Annotated in this window: 15 protein-coding genes and 1 tRNA gene; 2 read left to right on the top strand and 14 right to left on the bottom strand. The window is 66.3% G+C overall.

Features of this window, described 5'->3' with window-relative positions; genetic code table 11:
* Positions 1–16: 16 nt before the first annotated feature.
* Positions 17–1,174 carry a galactose-1-phosphate uridylyltransferase gene (gene galT / locus ACEN9K_RS07390; RefSeq protein ID WP_495635479.1) on the top strand — a complete coding sequence of 386 codons (1,158 nt, stop codon included), beginning with the start codon at positions 17–19 and terminating at the stop codon, positions 1,172–1,174.
* Positions 1,171–2,361, top strand: a complete 1,191-nt coding sequence (gene galK / locus ACEN9K_RS07385) for a galactokinase (RefSeq protein ID WP_478222145.1) — start codon at positions 1,171–1,173, stop codon at positions 2,359–2,361. Before galT ends, galK begins: the two co-directional genes overlap by 4 nt.
* A gap of 106 nt (positions 2,362–2,467) precedes the next feature.
* On the opposite strand, the gene ACEN9K_RS07380 is transcribed toward galK, so the two are convergent.
* From ACEN9K_RS07380 to ACEN9K_RS07315, 14 genes are all read right to left on the bottom strand, one after another.
* The gene (locus ACEN9K_RS07380; RefSeq protein WP_056393472.1) at positions 2,468–3,385 is read right to left on the bottom strand and encodes a Bax inhibitor-1/YccA family protein; all 918 of its coding nucleotides are present in this window, start codon (positions 3,383–3,385) and stop codon (positions 2,468–2,470) included.
* 151 nt (positions 3,386–3,536) lie between these two features.
* The gene (locus ACEN9K_RS07375) at positions 3,537–4,250 is read right to left on the bottom strand and encodes an ABC transporter ATP-binding protein (RefSeq protein ID WP_018770189.1); all 714 of its coding nucleotides are present in this window, start codon (positions 4,248–4,250) and stop codon (positions 3,537–3,539) included.
* Positions 4,237–5,184, bottom strand: coding sequence for an ATP-binding cassette domain-containing protein (locus tag ACEN9K_RS07370; RefSeq protein WP_018770190.1), 948 nt, complete (start codon positions 5,182–5,184; stop codon positions 4,237–4,239). The genes ACEN9K_RS07375 and ACEN9K_RS07370 overlap by 14 nt, the downstream gene beginning before the upstream one ends.
* Positions 5,181–6,428 (bottom strand): branched-chain amino acid ABC transporter permease, encoded by a 1,248-nt coding sequence (locus tag ACEN9K_RS07365; RefSeq protein ID WP_495635478.1) that lies wholly within the window; start codon positions 6,426–6,428, stop codon positions 5,181–5,183. The genes ACEN9K_RS07370 and ACEN9K_RS07365 overlap by 4 nt, the downstream gene beginning before the upstream one ends.
* On the bottom strand, positions 6,425–7,432 hold the full coding sequence (locus ACEN9K_RS07360) for a branched-chain amino acid ABC transporter permease (protein WP_018770192.1): 1,008 nt from the start codon (positions 7,430–7,432) through the stop codon (positions 6,425–6,427). The genes ACEN9K_RS07365 and ACEN9K_RS07360 overlap by 4 nt, the downstream gene beginning before the upstream one ends.
* Before the next feature lie 156 nt (positions 7,433–7,588).
* A complete protein-coding gene (locus tag ACEN9K_RS07355) occupies positions 7,589–8,821 on the bottom strand; it encodes a branched-chain amino acid ABC transporter substrate-binding protein (protein WP_056393470.1) in 1,233 nt (410 codons plus the stop codon).
* Positions 8,822–9,063: 242 nt separating this feature from the next.
* Positions 9,064–9,137 (bottom strand) — tRNA-Leu (locus ACEN9K_RS07350).
* 110 nt (positions 9,138–9,247) lie between these two features.
* On the bottom strand, positions 9,248–10,714 hold the full coding sequence (locus ACEN9K_RS07345) for an NAD(P)/FAD-dependent oxidoreductase (protein WP_134164553.1): 1,467 nt from the start codon (positions 10,712–10,714) through the stop codon (positions 9,248–9,250).
* A 34-nt stretch (positions 10,715–10,748) separates the two neighbouring features.
* Positions 10,749–12,158: a S8 family serine peptidase gene (locus ACEN9K_RS07340; RefSeq protein ID WP_018770195.1), complete on the bottom strand. Its 1,410-nt coding sequence runs from the start codon at positions 12,156–12,158 to the stop codon at positions 10,749–10,751.
* Positions 12,159–12,161: 3 nt separating this feature from the next.
* Positions 12,162–13,109, bottom strand: a complete 948-nt coding sequence (locus ACEN9K_RS07335; RefSeq protein WP_134164555.1) for a Ppx/GppA phosphatase family protein — start codon at positions 13,107–13,109, stop codon at positions 12,162–12,164.
* Complete coding sequence (locus ACEN9K_RS07330; protein WP_018770197.1) at positions 13,106–13,777, bottom strand: DUF501 domain-containing protein; 672 nt, start codon at positions 13,775–13,777, stop codon at positions 13,106–13,108. Before ACEN9K_RS07330 ends, ACEN9K_RS07335 begins: the two co-directional genes overlap by 4 nt.
* 27 nt (positions 13,778–13,804) lie before the next feature.
* Positions 13,805–14,485: an FtsB family cell division protein gene (locus tag ACEN9K_RS07325; protein WP_268002805.1), complete on the bottom strand. Its 681-nt coding sequence runs from the start codon at positions 14,483–14,485 to the stop codon at positions 13,805–13,807.
* Between the two features lie 137 nt (positions 14,486–14,622).
* Positions 14,623–15,903 (bottom strand): phosphopyruvate hydratase, encoded by a 1,281-nt coding sequence (gene eno, locus ACEN9K_RS07320; RefSeq protein WP_018770199.1) that lies wholly within the window; start codon positions 15,901–15,903, stop codon positions 14,623–14,625.
* A 118-nt stretch (positions 15,904–16,021) separates the two neighbouring features.
* The gene (locus tag ACEN9K_RS07315; protein WP_018770200.1) at positions 16,022–16,594 is read right to left on the bottom strand and encodes a MazG nucleotide pyrophosphohydrolase domain-containing protein; all 573 of its coding nucleotides are present in this window, start codon (positions 16,592–16,594) and stop codon (positions 16,022–16,024) included.
* Positions 16,595–16,640 lie beyond the last annotated feature (46 nt).

Below are 16,640 nucleotides of genomic sequence, written 5' to 3'. Positions count from 1 at the left end.
ATGCAAGACTTTTTGTATGACAGGGATTACCAGTACCAGACTCTCCGATGGGCGGGAGCTGATCTACTTCGACGATGACAGCACCAGCACGTCACGCGCCGGGCACCTCACCACCGACCACCGCGGCCTGCCCCCTCGCGGGGAGCCGGGCGAGGTGCGCTTCGATGCCCTGACGGACGAATGGGTGGCCGTCGCCGCGCACCGCCAGGCCCGCACCCACCTGCCGCCGGCAGACCAGTGCCCCATCTGCCCCACCACGCCCGCCAACGCTTCCGAGATCCCTGCCCCGGATTACGACGTTGTGGTCTTCGAAAACCGGTTCCCCTCGCTGGGACCGGCCCTGGGGCCCGTGCCTGACAACGCCGCATGGGGAACGAAAGGCCCGGCGTACGGCCGCTGCGAAGTAGTGTCGTTCACCCCCGACCACACCGGGTCCTTCAGCGGCCTCAGCGGGGAGCGGTCCCGCACGGTGATCGAGGCCTGGGCGCAGCGTACCGCTGCCTTGAGCGCCATGGCCGGCGTCAAGCAGGTGTTCCCGTTCGAAAACCGCGGCGCGGACATCGGCGTGACACTGCATCACCCACACGGGCAGATCTATGCCTACCCCTACATCACCCCGCGGGCCGGCACCCTGGGGGCGGCCGCCCGGAAGTACTACGACGCGCAGGACGGCAGGGACACCCTGACCGGTTCCCTGCTGCGGGCCGAACGGGAAGACGGCAGCAGAATGGTCCTCGAAGGCACGCATTTCAGCGCCTATGTGCCCTTCGCGGCCCGTTGGCCGCTGGAGATCCACCTCGTCCCCCACCGCCGGGTGCCGGACCTGGCTGCACTGGGCGGAGAGGAAAAGGACGAGCTGGCACACGTCTACCTCGACCTGCTCAAGCGGGTGGATGCCCTGTACCCCACGCCCACTCCCTACATCTCCGCCTGGCACCAGGCGCCGCTGGATGACTTCCTCCGGCCGGCGGGCTACCTCCATCTTCAGCTCACCTCCCCGCGCAGGGCGGCCGATAAGCTGAAGTACCTGGCCGGCTCCGAAGCGGCCATGGGCGCTTTCATCAACGACACCACCCCCGAAATTGTGGCGGAACGGCTGCGCAGTGTTGCGGTCCCGCCGTCGTCCGTGCCTGCCGCCGCCATGGCGGCCACCCCGGAAGGAGCTTCCGCGTGAGCACCCAGGATCCGGCCAAGGCCGCGCCCGCATCCGCACCCGCCGCCCAAAGTCTCGGCGCCCGCTTTGAACTCGAGTTCGGAGGCGCTCCCGACGGCATCTGGCAAGCACCGGGCCGGGTTAACCTCATCGGCGAACATACCGACTACAACGAGGGCTTCGTCCTCCCCTTCGCCATCGACCGCACCGCCCGGGTGGCCATCGCGGCCCGCCCGGATTCAACCGTGCGGCTCCTGTCCACGTACGGCGACCAGGGCGTGGTCACCACCACCCTCGGCACCCTGCGGCCGGGAACAGCGAAGGGCTGGACCAAGTACCCCCTCGGCGTCATGTGGGCCCTCCGGGAGCGGGGCATCACCGTTCCCGGGCTGGACCTGCTCCTGGACTCGAACGTCCCGCTCGGTGCCGGCCTGTCGTCGTCGCACGCCATCGAATGCGCCGTCGTCACGGCGCTCAACGACCTCACGGGTGCCGGGCTGTCGGCCCAGGACATGGTGCTGGCAACCCAGCGTGCGGAGAACGACTTCGTGGGTGCGCCCACGGGGATCATGGACCAGTCAGCTTCCCTTCGCGGCTCGAAGGGCCACGCCGTCTTCCTGGACTGCCGGGACCAGAAGGCAAGCCTGGTTCCTTTCGAGACCGAACCCGCAGGCCTGGTGCTCCTGGTGATTGACACCAAGGTGTCGCACTCCCACGCCGACGGGGGCTATGCGTCACGCCGGGAATCCTGCGAGCTTGGGGCGGAAGTGCTGGGGGTTAAGGCACTGCGGGACGTCGAGGTGGCTGACCTTGAGGAGGCAAGCGGCCTGCTGGATGAGGTGACGTTCCGCCGGGTGCGGCACGTTGTCACCGAAAATGACCGCGTGCTCCAGGCCGTGGAGCTTCTGGGCGGCCCCGGTCCCAGCGCCATCGGTCCCCTGCTGGACGCCAGCCATGCCTCCATGCGCGATGATTTTGAAATTTCCTGCCCGGAATTGGACTTGGCCGTGGACACCTCGCGGGCCCATGGGGCCATTGGTGCCCGCATGACCGGGGGCGGCTTTGGCGGAGCTGCGATTGCGCTGACCCCGGTGGACGCCGAGCAGAAGGTGCGCGCCGCCGTCACCCAGGCTTTTGCCGACGCCGGCTTCAAGGCGCCGGACATCTTTACCGTTTCCCCTGCCGCCGGCGCCCTGCGCCTTGCCTAGGGACGCCGCGGCAGCCTGATGCCGTCAGCCCTTAACGGCCGTGGGCCCCACCAGTCTGGTGGAGCCCACGGTTTTTGGTTTACGACGGCGGAAGCTGCCCGGGTGCCTAGTCGTCGCCGCGCAGGATGGCCAGCAGGCGGATGATCTCCACATAGAGCCAGACGAGGGTGACGGTCAGCCCGAATGCAGCCGTCCAGGAGAAGCGCTGCGGGGCTCCGCTGCGGACTCCTTCCTCGATGCTGGTGAAGTCCATGATCAGCGAGAAGGCGGCGAGGCCGATGGCGAGCAGGCCGATGAAGACGCCCAGCGGGATCCCGAAGATCTCGACGCTGCGCAGGCCGAAGGGCTGCTGCAGGGCGCCGGTCCACATCAGCACCATGTTGACCAGGGCAAACACGGCGTAGCCGATGATGGCGATCATGAAGAACCGCATGGCCTTCGGGGTGGCCCGGACCTTGCCGCTCTTGAAGAGCACCAGGGTCACGGCAAATACGGACAGGGTACCGATGACCGCCTGCAGCCCCACACCGGGGAATTGGGTATCGAGGATCCTGGTGAGTCCGCCGAGGAAGAGGCCCTCCAGCGCCGCGTACGCAAGGATCAGTGCCGGCGAAGGCTGCTTCTTGAAGGTGTTGACCAGGGCCAGCACGAACCCGCCCAGGGCGCCGACAATCATCAGCATTGACGCCAGCGGCAGGCCCACCGTGAGGGTGATGGCTGCGCCCACCAGCACGGCGCCGAGGCAGGCCGCGGTCTTCATGATGACGTCGTCGAACGTCATCCTGCCGGTGTCTGCGGGGCCGGCCGAGGGCTGGCTGTACATCTGCCGCAGCTGCTCGTCGGTCATGCTCTGGGGTTGCGTGCCCCAGCCCTGCTGGCCGTAGGGCTGGCGGCCGTACGGTGCCTGGCCGCCATAGGGCTGCTGGCCGTAGGGAGCGCCGTAGGGAGCCTGCGGGACAGGCGGTGCCTGGGTGGCTCCACGGAAATTCTTTCCGTTGAAGATCGGGTTGCCGCCAAGTGCCATTGCGGGATTCCTCCATGTGGATGTGGGTGATGAGCTTTTTGTTACGCTACCAATTCCCACGCGGAGGCAGCAGGGAAAGTTCCCTTGGGGCCCGGTTGCAACCGAACCGTGACCGTTGCACCTTTCCCGGCACCGGGCCCCGTGCGGCGAACTACCCCACCCCCAGGTAGGCCTCCTTGATGGACGGGTCGTCCAGCAACTGCTTTCCTGTTCCGCTGTGGGTGATCTCCCCGGTCTCCAGCACGAAGGCGCGGTGTGCCCCGGCCAGGGCCTGGTTGGCGTTCTGTTCCACCATCAGGACGGTGGTGCCCTGGTTGTTGATTTCCTTGATGATCTTGAAAATCTGGCGGATGAACTGTGGTGCCAGGCCCATGGAGGGCTCGTCCAGGAGCAGCAGCTTCGGGTTGGACATCAGGGCCCGCCCAATGGCCAGCATCTGCTGCTCGCCGCCGGACATGGTGCCCCCGTACTGCTTTTCCCGCTCCTTCAGGCGGGGAAACAGGTCGAACACGCGGTCCAGGTCCTTCCCCACCCCGCTTCTGTCCTTGCGTCCGAAAGTGCCCATATCCAGGTTTTCCATGACGGTCATGCCCGGGAAGATACCGCGGCCTTCGGGGGCCTGGGAGATTCCGTGGACCACCCGGATATGGGCCTTCATCTTGGTGATGTCCTGGCCGGCGAACATGATCCGGCCTTCCGAGCAGTTCAGCAACCCGGAGATTGTCCGCATCGTGGTGGTTTTGCCGGCACCGTTGGCGCCGATCAACGCCACGACTTCACCTTCATCCACGGTGAAGGAGATGTTCCGCAGGGCCTGGATGCGGCCGTAGTGCACGGAAACGTCCTTAAGTTCAAGCAACGTCATCTTCGGGCTCTCCTAGGTAGGCGGCAATAACGCGCGGGTCCTCGCGGATCTCGCGCGGCAGTCCATCCGCAATCTTCTTCCCGAATTCCAGCACGACGATCCGGTCCGTGACGCCCATCACGAGCTTCATGTCGTGCTCGATCAGCAGCACGGTGTAGCCCTCATCCCTGATGGTGCGGATGAGCGCCATCAGTTCTTCCTTTTCGGCAGGATTGAATCCGGCCGCAGGCTCGTCGAGGCACAGGACCTTGGGATCGGTTGCCAGGGCCCGGGCAATCTCCAGGCGGCGCTGGTAGCCGTACGGCAGTTGCCGGGACAGGACATGCGCGTGGCTGCCGATGCCAACGAAGTCCAGCAGGGCCATGCCCCGTTCGATGGCGGACTTCTCCTCCCTGATGTGGGTGGGCAGGCGCAGCAGCGCCCCGCCGACGCTGGTCCGGTGCCGGGCGTCCAGGCCCACCACCACGTTTTCGAGGGCGGTCATCTCACCGAACAGGCGGATGTTCTGGAAGGTGCGGGACAGGCCCAGGCGGGTGATCTTGTGCTGCTTGATGCCGTTCAGGACCTGGCCTTCCAGCACCACCTTCCCGCTGGTGGGCTTGTAAACGCCGGTCATCGCGTTGAAGCAGGTGGTCTTGCCGGCGCCGTTGGGCCCGATGAGGCCCAGGATCTCGCCCCGCTTGATGTTGAAGCTGATGTTGTCCAGCGCCACGAGGCCGCCGAACTTGATGGTCAGGTTCTGGACTTCCACGATGTTGTCGCCCACCTTGACCGCGATGTCGCGGTCCGGGGCCACCTTCTCGGCAAGTTCCGGGTCCACGCCGGCCTCTGCCAGGGCTTCGATGTCGATCTCGGGCGCAACAGCCGCGGAGCCATCACTTGCCGGCTGTTCCTCCACGCTGCTGGAGCCGCCGTGCCTTTCCTCGGAGCTCATGCCTCCGCTCCTCTCTGTCCGGCCGCCCGGGTGTCGGGACCGGCTGGTGGATTGTCCGTGTCCTTGGGCTGGGTGACCTCGCGGGTGACCACCTTGTTCAGGGCAGTCCGTCCGTAGGCGAGCAACCGCTGCCGTGCCGGGAGCAGTCCCTGGGAACGGAAGATCATGATCAGCACCAGGGCAATGCCGAAGATCAGGTACTTGTATTCGGCAATGGCCGTGAACCTCAGCGGGATGTAGCTGACCAGGGCGCCGCCAAGGATGGCACCAACCTTGTTGCCCGCTCCGCCAAGCACGACGGCGGCGAGGAACAGGATGGACGTGGTGACGTCGAATTTCTGGTTGTTGACGAACCCCACCTGCCCGGCGAAGAGGGCGCCGGATAGTCCGCCGATCGCTGCGCCGATGGCGAAGGCCCACACCTTGTATTTGAAGGTGGGAACGCCCATGATTTCGGCGGCGTCCTCGTCTTCACGGATGGCGATCCAGGCGCGGCCAACCCGGCTGCGTTCCAGGTTGCCTACCAGGAGGGTGACGATGATGATGATGGTCAACGTCAGCCAGTACCAGGGCACGCCGTTCGAGTTGGAGAAGATGGGCGTTCCGTCAGCCTCGGTACCCGGCGGGTGGCCAACGTTCTGGAAGCCCACCTGGCCCTTCATTGCCGGGATGATCGTGGCCAGGATGCGGACGATTTCGCCGAATCCGAGCGTCACGATGGCCAGGTAGTCGCCTCGAAGGCGCAAGGTGGGCACGCCCAGCACTACGCCGAAGAACATGGTGACGGCCATGGCGATCGGAATGGTCCACAGGTATGGGATATGCAGGAAGGGCGAGTCCGGACTGGTCAGCATTGCTGCGCAGTAGGAGCCCACGGCAAAGAAGGCGACATATCCCAGGTCCAGGAGGCCGGCGTATCCCACCACCACGTTGAGGCCGACGGCGATCAGTGCGAACCGGGCCATGTCGAAGCAGGCCAGGGCGAAGTTGTTGCCGGGCTCGGTGGTGATGATGGGCGGGTTCATCAGCGGGAGCAGGTAGGCCAGGACGACGACGATAATCAGGAACGCCCACTGCTGTTGCCGGGACAGTGCGTGCCACCGGTCGGAGAAGTACCCGGACTTGCGTCTGCCCCGCTGGCGGAGGTTGCTCTTTCCTGCGGCCTTCGAGGAAGCTTCGCGGTCCTCTGCTGCCTGTTGGGCCGCCGCTGTCTGCAGCGGTGTGGGGCCGTCCGTCATGCTCATGCTTTGCTCCTTCCAAGGGAGGTTCCCAGGATGCCTTCGGGCCGCAGCAGCAGCACGAGCACCAGCACCACGAAGGCCACGACGTCGGTCCACTGCGAGTTGCCCAGCAGGATCTGGCCGTAGTTGCCGATCAGGCCGAGCAGCAGGCCGCCCAGCAGGGCGCCGCGGACGTTGCCGATGCCGCCGAGCACAGCGGCCGCGAAGGCCTTGATGCCCAGGACGAATCCGCCGCTGTACTGGACACCGGACGGGATTTTCATGACATAGAACAAGGCGGCGGCTCCTGCGAGCAGGCCTCCGATGACGAAGGTGGTAATAATGATGCGCTCTTTGTTGACGCCCATCAATGTTGCGGTATCAGGATCCTGGGCAACGGCCCGGATGCCGCGGCCGGTGCGGGACTTGCTGATGAACCTGTCGATGCCCACCATCATGATCACCGCGGCGATGATGATCACCAGCTGCTGGGAATCGATGATGGTGCCGAAGACGTCGAAGATGGGGGTGGGCCGGAACATGGTCAGGGCAAGCTCGGGGCTGGGACCACGCCACAGGTAGATCAGGTACTGGATGGTGAAGGAAGCACCAATGGCCGTGATCAGGAAGACCAGGCGGGGGGCGTTGCGTCGCCGAAGGGGTTTGTATGCGATGCGTTCCAGCAGGAAGGCTGTGACGGCCGAGGCAACCATGGCCAAAACCAGCGCCAGCAACAGGTTCAGGATGATCGCCCAGATGTCGAGCCGGGGAACCGAGGGGCCGAAGCCCAGGCTGCTGAGGGTGAAGAAGACTGCGTAGCAGCCGACGATGAACACTTCCGAGTGGGCGAAGTTGATCAGGTTCAGCACGCCGTAGACCAGGGTGTAGCCCAGCGCTACGAGCGCGTAGATGGCCCCGAAGGTGAGACCGTCAAAGGTGGCACTCCAGAAGTTCTGGGCCAGGGACGGTATGTCGAAGGTGATCCAGTCGTTTTCAGTCGGGAGTAGTGGGACAAGAGAGGGAAGCATGGGAACATCCTGATCCAGTTGCACGCGGCCTTGTGGGCCCGGCCGTGGGACTTGTGTCTATTGACGTAGTTTGGTCCTGGGCTGCTGCCAAGCGAAGAAAAGGCTGTGGGGGCCTGCTGATGCTGGCCCCCACAGCCATTGTCTTGCGCCGGGCTGCTACTCCCCGATGGGGCCGATGGGAACGATCTTCCCGTTTTCCACCTTGTAGCCGTACACGGTCGGGGCCTGGAGCTCGCCCTTCGCATCCCACTTGTAGTGCTTGCTCAGGCCGTCCTTGTCGTAGGCCTTGACCCAGGCAAGCAGGTCGGCGCGGTTCTGCTTGCCGGCGTCGATCCCGGACAGGAGCACGGTTGCGGCGTCGTAGCCCTCGATGGAGTACGTACCGGGTTCTGCACCCTTGGCGATGTCCTTGTAAGCCGATGCAAAATCAGGAATCAGCTCACCGGGGATGCAGGGGCAGGTGAAGTAGGCGTTGTTGGAAGCATCGCCTGCCTGCTTGATGAACTGGTCATCCTTGACGCCATCCGGTGCCACGAACGTTCCCGTGAACCCCTTGCCGACCAGCTGCTGGTCGAACGGGGCGCCCTCTGCGTAGTAGCCGGCGTAGAAGACGGCGTCCGCCTTGGCGTTCATGATCTTGGAAATGACTGCCGAGAAGTCCTTCTGCCCGGTGGTCACCTTTTCCGTCCCGGCCAGTGCGCTGCCCAGGCCGGCAGAGGTGGAGGTTCCCAGGCCGATGCCGTAGTCGGAATCATCCTGGACCAGGTAGACCTTCTTGGCGCCGAGCTTCCCGGTGAGGAACTTGGCGGCCGCCGGACCCTGGACGGCGTCATTGCCGAGGCCCCGGAAGAAGGTGGTCCAGCCGTTGTTGGTCAGGCCCGGGTTGGTGGCCGACGGCGTGATGTGCACCAGGCCCTTCTGCTCGAAGATGTTGCCCGTGGCTTTGGACTCACCCGAGAACGGGAGGCCGACCACACCCAGGATGTCCGGCTCGCTCACCAGCTGGGTGACGGGGCCGGTGGCCTTGTTGGGGTCGCCTTCGGTATCGAACTTCTTGAACTGCACCTGGCAGCCCGGGTTGGCCTTGTTGTGCTGGTCGATGGCCAGCTGGATGCCGTTGAAAATGTTGACGCCGAGCTGCGCGTTGGGGCCGGTCTGGGCGCCGGCGTAGGCCAGCGTGGTGGTGGACGGGCAGGTCGCCTTGCCGTCGCCGGCGGGCTTGACCGCGCCGGAGGGAACGTCCACTTTCGAAATGGCGGGGATGTTCACTTTGTTGGACGAGCCGGAGCTCTCGGTGTTGCTGGGGCCTGCTTGGTTGGCGCAGGCCGACAGCAGCATGCTGAACGTGGCTGCCGCTGCCAACGAAGTGAGGACTTTCTTTCGGTACATTAATCTGCCTTCCGAAACAGGACCGTGCGATGCGGGTGCGGAACGGGCGCTGTGGCGCCCGGAGCGGGACCAGGTATTCCTGATTTAGCTTCAAGCTAGTGCATAGACGCCAGCGAACCTAAGTGACTGAGGTCACAGCCTTATAACAGTAGTTTCCTGTGGGGCATTAAACGCCGAAAGCCGCCTGCTGGGCAGGCGGCTTTCGGAACGCCGGGACGGCAGCGCCGTGCCGGGACAGTCTGTACCCCAGGTGGGACTCGAACCCACAACACGCGGATTTTAAGTCCGCTGCCTCTGCCAATTGGGCTACTGGGGCGCCGGGGTCAATGGTACCTGTGAATGGCACGTTGGCTGGAAACGCCGACGGCGGCCGGCCCCGCAAAGGGGACGGCCGCCGTCGGACGCTGTAAAGCGGGAGCAGACGCACTACTTGGCGTTGGCCGCCACCGTTTCCTTGGCAGCGGTGGTGGCGGTTGAACCAGAGCCGCCGGCCGGAACTGCCGCTGGTGCGGCTGCCGGCTTCGGGGCGGGGGTAGCTGCCGCGACGAAGGCGCCGCGGGGGTTGTCCAGGTCCATGAGCTGGGTGGTGTCCCGGCCGGCGAAGAAGCCGATGATCCAGTTGAAGATCACGCGGAACTTGCGCTCGAACGTGGGCATGGCCATGCCGTGGTAGCCGCGGTGGGCCAGCCACGCCAGCGGGCCCTTGAGGCCGATCCGGCCCAGGAGGTTGATGTTGGCAACGCCCTTCCATTCGCCGAAGCCGGCCACCGCACCAAGGTTCTTGTGCTTGTAGTCAGCCAGCGGCTTGTCCCAGCGCGAAGCCCACAGGTTCTTGGCAAGGCGCTTGGCCTGGCGCAGGGCGTGCTGGGCGTTGGGGACGCAGGTGCCGTCAGGCAGGCCCTTGCCGGTGAGGTCCGGAACGGCGGCGATGTCGCCTGCGGCCCACGCGTTCTCCACGATGCCTTCGTCCCCGGCAATGCGCAGGTCCGGCAGGACGCGGACGCGGCCGCGGGGCTCGAGCGGGAAGTCGGTGGAGCGGACCATCGGGTTGGCCTGCACGCCGGCCGTCCACACCAGGGTGTCGGCTTCGAATTCCTGGGCGGGGGTTTTGTCCGGAAGGTTGATGAGCTTCAGGGTGCCTTCGGCGCTGTCCAGCGAGGTGTTCAGGAGGACCTCGATGCCGCGGCTGCGCAGGTGGTCCACAACCCACTCGGCCTGCTTGGCGGTGACCTCGGGCATGATGCGGCCCATGGCTTCGACCAGGACGAAGCGGACTTCCTCCTGCTTGATGCGGGGGTTGTTGCGCACGGCTGCGCGGGCGAGGTCTTCCATCTCGGTGATGCACTCGATGCCGGCAAAGCCGCCGCCGACCACCACGAAGGTGAGGGCGCGGGCGCGTGCGGCGGGGTCCGTCATGGTGGAGGCAACCTCGATGCGCTCCAGCAGCTTGTTGCGCAGCGCAACGGCTTCCTCGATGGTCTTCAGGCCAATGCCCTTGTCCGCGAGGCCCTTGATGGGGAACGTGCGGGTGATGGCGCCGGCTGCGAGCACGACGTCGAAGTACGGAATTTCAAAGTTTTCGCCGCCGTCGGCGGGAGCCACCACAGCTGTGCGGTTTTCGTGGTCGATCGAGGTAACGCGGCCCTGGATCAGTTCCGTCTGCTTGAGGTGCTGGCGGTGGGACACCACCGCGTGGCGGGCCTCGATGTTGCCGCCGGCCACCTCGGGGAGGAACGGCTGGTAGGTCATGTAGGGCAGCGGATCGACGACGGTGACGATGCCACCGGCATTCGCGATCTTCTTCTGCAGTTTCAGTGCTACGTACAGGCCGACGTACCCGCCGCCGACGACGAGTACCCTGGGACGGTCCTGGAGCTGTGGGGTGGTTGCCATAGTTTAAGGATAGCGCAGTTTGTGAAAATCTTCACTAACTTGCCCCCCGGTCCGTAACGTGCGGATTACTGCGCGATTGCACCTGTTCCACTACCCCTGTCTCCGGCTCCTCCCGGGCAAGGGCCGGGTTCCGGGCAGCCCTCCGGAGCGAGATGCCGGCAGCAGCGATGATCGCCACGAACAGGACGGCAAAACCGATCACGACGGCGGCACCGATGGCAGTGTCGCGCTGAGAGGGTGCCTTGGCGGCCGGGACGGTGGCGTCCGGCAGCGTGGGTGCCGCGATGGGCGCTGAGGTGGCGGTGGGCTGGGGAGTTGCAGGCGCGGCGTTGCCGCGCCGGTGCACGCGGATCCATTCGGCTACGGTGCCCAACGGGTTCACCGACACCTGGGGGACGTCGGCCTTGAGCGCGGCCTCGGCGTTCAGGATGCCATAGCCGTACAGCGGGTCCTTGCCCGGAGGGCCGGCATCCTTTGCCGTGGAGACGATCCTGTTGATCACCTGTTCGGCGCTCATGTCCGGCCACTTGGACCGGATCAGGGCGGCGACGCCGGAAACGATGGGCGTGGACCCGGAGGTCCCGGCCCACTCCGCGTAGCTCCCGCCGGGGAGGCCGCCCAGGAGGTTCTCTGCGGGGGCAGCCACCCCGATGCTGATCCCCTGCGATGAGGCGTCCACGCTGGCCACGTTCTTCCGGTCCAGGCCCGCCACGGTGAGTACGCCGGGGATGGTGGCGGGGGCGCCCACCTGGGTGTTGCCGCCCACGCGGTTGCCCGCGGCGGCAACGATGACCACGTCCTTTTGTTCTGCGTACAGGAACGCGGCGTCCCAGCTTTGCGGCCACTGCGGGGTGGTGCTGCCCAGCGAAATGTTGATCACCTTGGCGCCGTTGTCCACGGCCCAGCGGACGGCCTCGGGAATCTGGTCCTGGTCGCTTTTGCCCGAGGGGTTGGCCGAGCCCAGCCAGGTGGAAACGGACAAAAGCTGGGCCTCCGGCGCCACGCCCATGATCCCGTCCGGCGGAGTGCCGGGCTGCCCGGGACCCGGGCTGGGGCTTGCACTGGCCGGCTGGTGTCCGCGGCCGGCCAGCATGGTGGCCACCAAGGTGCCGTGTTCGGGTTTGGAGCCGACGCTTTTCTGGCCGTCGGGCTGGCCGGAGCCCGAGGCGTCGTAACCGCCGACGACCGCGCCTTTGAGGTCCGGGTGCTGGGCGTCGATGCCGCTGTCAATGACGGCCACCTTGACGCCGGCACCTTTTGACACCTCCCAGGCCTTGGTAATACCGGAGTCTGCCAGCCAGTATTCCTTGTCGCGCCATTCGTCGGCGTTTGCGGCGGGTGCAGTGAAGAGGCCGGCGCACAGGCAGGACGCTGCCAGGAGGACGGCTACGGCGGCGGCCGCCGCACGGGGCAGGAGCGGGATGGAAGCTGGGGTGGAGTGCATGGCCTAACCGATGCTCAGCGCGATGCCGTCGAGGATGTCGTGCTCGCTTGCGGTGGCCGCGGTGATGCGCCCCCCGGTCAGCTCCCCCATCCGTTCCAGGATGCGGCGCCATACCAGTCCCCCGGCGCCGATGACGTCCACGCGTCCCGGGTGCATGTACGGCAGTGCCGCGCGGCGCGCCCGGGTCATGCCCAGCAGGTCGGTGGCGGCGGCGCGGACTTCCCCGATGGGGAGTTCGGCGCCGTGGATTGCGGCGGGGGAATACCCGGGCAGGCGGAGCGCGTGCGCGGTAATGGTGGTGACGGACCCGGCAACACCGACGACGGCGGTGGCGCGTTCCAGCGGTACGTCGCGCCCGGCGCGGGCCATGGCAGCGTCCACGTCGGCTTCCGCGGCAGCGATCTGTTCGGCGGTGGGAGGATCGTTGCGCAGGTGCCGTTCGGTGAGCCGGACACAGCCGATGTCCACGGACTTTGCCGCGGTTACCCCGGCTGCGGTGCCGAGGACGAATTCGGTGCTTCCACCGCCGAGGTCCACCACCAGCACCTGGTGGCCGTCGAGGATGGGCAGGACGCTGCTGGCGCCGGCGAATGACAGTGCCGCTTCCTCGTCCCCCGAGATCACCTCAGGTTCCACTCCCAGCAGGTCCCTGATGCCGTCCACGAAGACGTCCCGGTTGCGCGCATCGCGGCTTGCGGAGGTGGCCACAAAGCGGATCCGCTCCGCGCCGTGCTCCTTAATCAGCCGGGCGTAGTCAGCCGCCGCGGCAAAGGTCCGGTCCAGCGCCTCCGGGGCCAGTTCGCCGGTAGCATCCACGCCCTGGCCCAGCCGGACCACGCGCATCTCCCGGACGACGTCGGTGAGGTTCGCGGCGCCGCTGCTGCGGTCGATGTCCGCAATCAGCAGCCGGATGGAGTTGGTGCCGCAGTCGATGGCGGCCACGCGGGTCATTCGGCGGCCTCTGCGGCGCCGGCGGACTTCCGCACGGGGGCAGGGCGCCCCACGATGTCCGGCAGGCCCTGCGGTCCGTGGCGGCTGAGGTCCCTGGACGGTGCCTCGCCTGTGGTGTCCCAGGCACCGTCGCAGTAGCACCTGTCCGCCGTCCACCATTCGCTGATCATGTCAAGCGCCTGGTCGCCCAGGGGATTGACGCCGCTGCCTGCCGCCAGGGAGTGGCCCACCAGGACGTGCAGGCATTTGACTCGCGTGGGCATCCCGCCGGCGGAGACGCCGTCGATTTCAGGCACAGCGCCGATGCCCGAACGCTCCCCGATGGCCGCACGGGCAGCGAGGTACTCCTCGTGTGCTGAGCGGTAGGCAGCCGCGAGCCCGGCATCGCCTGCCAGTTGTTCATTCATGCTGTTCATGACGCCGGCCGCTTCAAGCCTGGAAACCGCGGACGTGATCACCGGGTGCGTCAGGTAGAAGGTGGTGGGAAAGGGGGTGCCGTTGCTGAGACGCGGGGCGGTGGCAGCCACCAGGGGGTTTCCACAGACGCAGCGCGCCGGAATCTCCACGACGTCGCGGACGGGGCGTCCCAGCTGCCTGCTCAGTACTTCAAGGTCGTGTGCTGTCGGTTGGCGGGATTCGTCCCGGGCGGCTGCCGTGTTGTGTTCCATGTTCGCGGGCCGTCCTTCCTGTGCGGTTCAGTCTGTGGCCGCGCGCCTGATGGACTCCCACAGGGAATCCACCCACGGCAGATCGGCGGGGTCTTGTGCTGCTGCGCCGGCGGGGCTACTGCTTTCTCCGGCCGGCTCATCGCTGCCAAAAACCCAGTAGCCGGTTTCGCCCGGCATAACCATGTTAATGCGGTCGCGGGCCTGCTGTTTGACGTAGTTGGGGTCCTGCCACCGCGAAACCTGCTGCCGGAGGGCATCGCCTTCCGCCTGGCGTGCGGCGATATCGGCATTCAGCGCGTCGATTTCGGCCTTTTTGTCGAAGAAGATCTTCACCGTGGGCGCCAGCATGATGGTGATGGCAATCATCACCACGGCCAGCGCCAGCATGCGGCCGGAGAACGCCTTGGCGGGGACAGGGTGCTGATCCTCATCGCCGTCCCGGACGCTCTTGCCGTCAACGGAACTGCTGCCCTTGCGTGCGGCGGAAGGCCCGGACTTGGCTGCCTGCGATGCCTTCGCCGCGGCCTTGCCCGCAGTTCCACGCCCCGGGTTATCGCCCGCCGGTGCTTTGCCCGTCGTAGCGGCGCCCTTGCCCGGCCGGAAATCCGCCCGGATGACCTCGGCACCGCCGGCGGATCCGTCGTCGGCCGTTTCCTTGGCTGGACGGGCGGGGGCGACCTTGGGAACTTTGGGGCGGCGGGTAGCCATGACACTCCTGAAACGCAGCCTGCCTGGGCAGCCACTATCTGTGCTGGACAAACACTGCTGAAACAAATGCTGCTGGAAACAACAGCGGTGGCTATGGTCTTTCAACCATAGCCACCGCGGATGGGTTTAGGCGGTTACTAGCCCTTGAAACGCGGGAACGCGCTGCGTCCGGCGTAGCGTGCGGCGTCGTCGAGTTCCTCTTCGATGCGCAGCAGCTGGTTGTACTTGGCGACGCGCTCGGAGCGGGCCGGGGCGCCGGTCTTGATCTGGCCGGCGTTGGTGGCCACCGAGATGTCGGCGATGGTGGTGTCCTCGGTTTCGCCGGAGCGGTGCGAGGTGATGGTGGTGTAGCCGGCGCGCTGGGCCAGGCTGACGGCGTCCAGGGTCTCGGTCAGGGAACCGATCTGGTTGACCTTGACCAGCAGGGAGTTGGCGGTCTTGGTGTCGATGCCGCGCTGCAGGATGGAGGGGTTGGTGACGAACAGGTCGTCGCCCACCAGCTGGACCTTGTCGCCGATGGTGTCGGTGAGGGTCTTCCAGCCTTCCCAGTCGTTCTCGTCCAGCGGGTCTTCGATGGAGACCAGCGGGTAGTCGGCCACGAGTTCGGCGTAGTAAGCGCTCATCTCGGTGGCGGAGAGCGCTTTGCCTTCGAACTGGTAGGCGCCGTCCTTGAAGAATTCGGAGGAGGCAACGTCCAGGGCCAGGGCGATGTCCTTGCCCGGGGTGTAGCCGGCGTTCTTGATGGCTTCCTGGATCAGGTCCAGTGCTGCACGGTTGGACGGCAGGTTCGGGGCGAAGCCGCCTTCGTCGCCGAGGCCGGTGGACAGGCCCTTTTCCTTGAGCACGGACTTGAGGTTGTGGTACACCTCGACGCCCCAGCGCAGGCCCTCGGAGAAGGTCTCGGCGCCGATCGGGGCGATCATGAATTCCTGGATGTCGACGTCGGAATCGGCGTGGGATCCACCGTTGAGGATGTTCATCAGCGGCACGGGCAGGACATGCGCGTTGGGGCCGCCCAGGTACTTGTAGAGCGGCAGGTCGGCAGAGGCCGCGGCTGCGTTGGCGACCGCCAGGGAGACGCCCAGGATGGCGTTGGCGCCCAGCTTGCCCTTGTTGGGGGTGCCGTCCAGGTCCAGCATGGCCTGGTCGATGCTGCGCTGGTCGGTGGCGTCGAAGCCGGTCAGGGCGGGGGCAATCTGGTCGATCACGGCGTCGACGGCCTTCTGCACGCCCTTGCCGAGGTAGCGGCCCTTGTCGCCGTCGCGCAGTTCGACGGCCTCGTGCTCGCCGGTGGAAGCGCCGGAGGGAACGGCCGCGCGGCCGATCTGGCCGTCGGAAAGCAGGACTTCAACTTCTACGGTGGGGTTGCCACGGGAATCGAGGATCTCGCGGGCGTGGATGGCATCGATAAGCGCCATGAATTTGCTCCTTATGGGCGATTAACGGGGGGAATCAGGCAAAAAACTCGACGTACTCGTCAGGGACTAGCGTAGTCGAGAGTGGTCCGGGTTACTCAAACCGGCCGGGGCCGTGACGTCATGATGGCGCGTGGCCGCCTTGGTAACGGCGGACCGCGGCACGGAGGGCACGCTCAGCGTCCATGCCGTTGTCACGGGCGGAACGCACGACGGCGAGCAGCAGGTTTCCGAGTTCCTCCTCGCTTTGAGGGACGGCAGCGCCGTCGGGAAGCCCGAGGCCCGCGCGGGCGGCACGGTCCAACGACTTTTGGGCCTTGGCCAGCGCCGGGAGGGCCTCCGGGATGCCCTCAAAGGCGCTGGGCCGCTCCGGGCGTTCGGCCCGCTTGACCTCGTCCCACTTCTGCTCGATCTCCTCAACGGTGGCCGGGAAGCTCTCCTGCAGGGAACCGTCAGGTTGGAACACGTGCGGGTTCCGGCGGATCATTTTGGCAGCCAGGCCGCGCGCCACGTCGTCGAACTTGAACGCACCGCGTTCCTCGGCCAGCCGGGCGTGCAGCACCACCTGGAGCAGGACGTCGCCCAGCTCGCCCTGGAGTTCGGCGTCGGGGTGACCCTCCTCGATGGTTTCGGCCACCTCGTACGCCTCCTCCAGGAGGTACTCCACCAGCGAGGCGTGTGTCAGGGCGCCCATCCAGGGACAGTGCTCACGCAGCTGCCCTATGACAGTGACGAGCCTC

The organism is Pseudarthrobacter sp. Pseusp20 (genome assembly GCF_059492155.1).
Note: the sequence above shows the minus strand (reverse complement) of the source record. Positions and strands in the feature narration are given on the sequence as shown.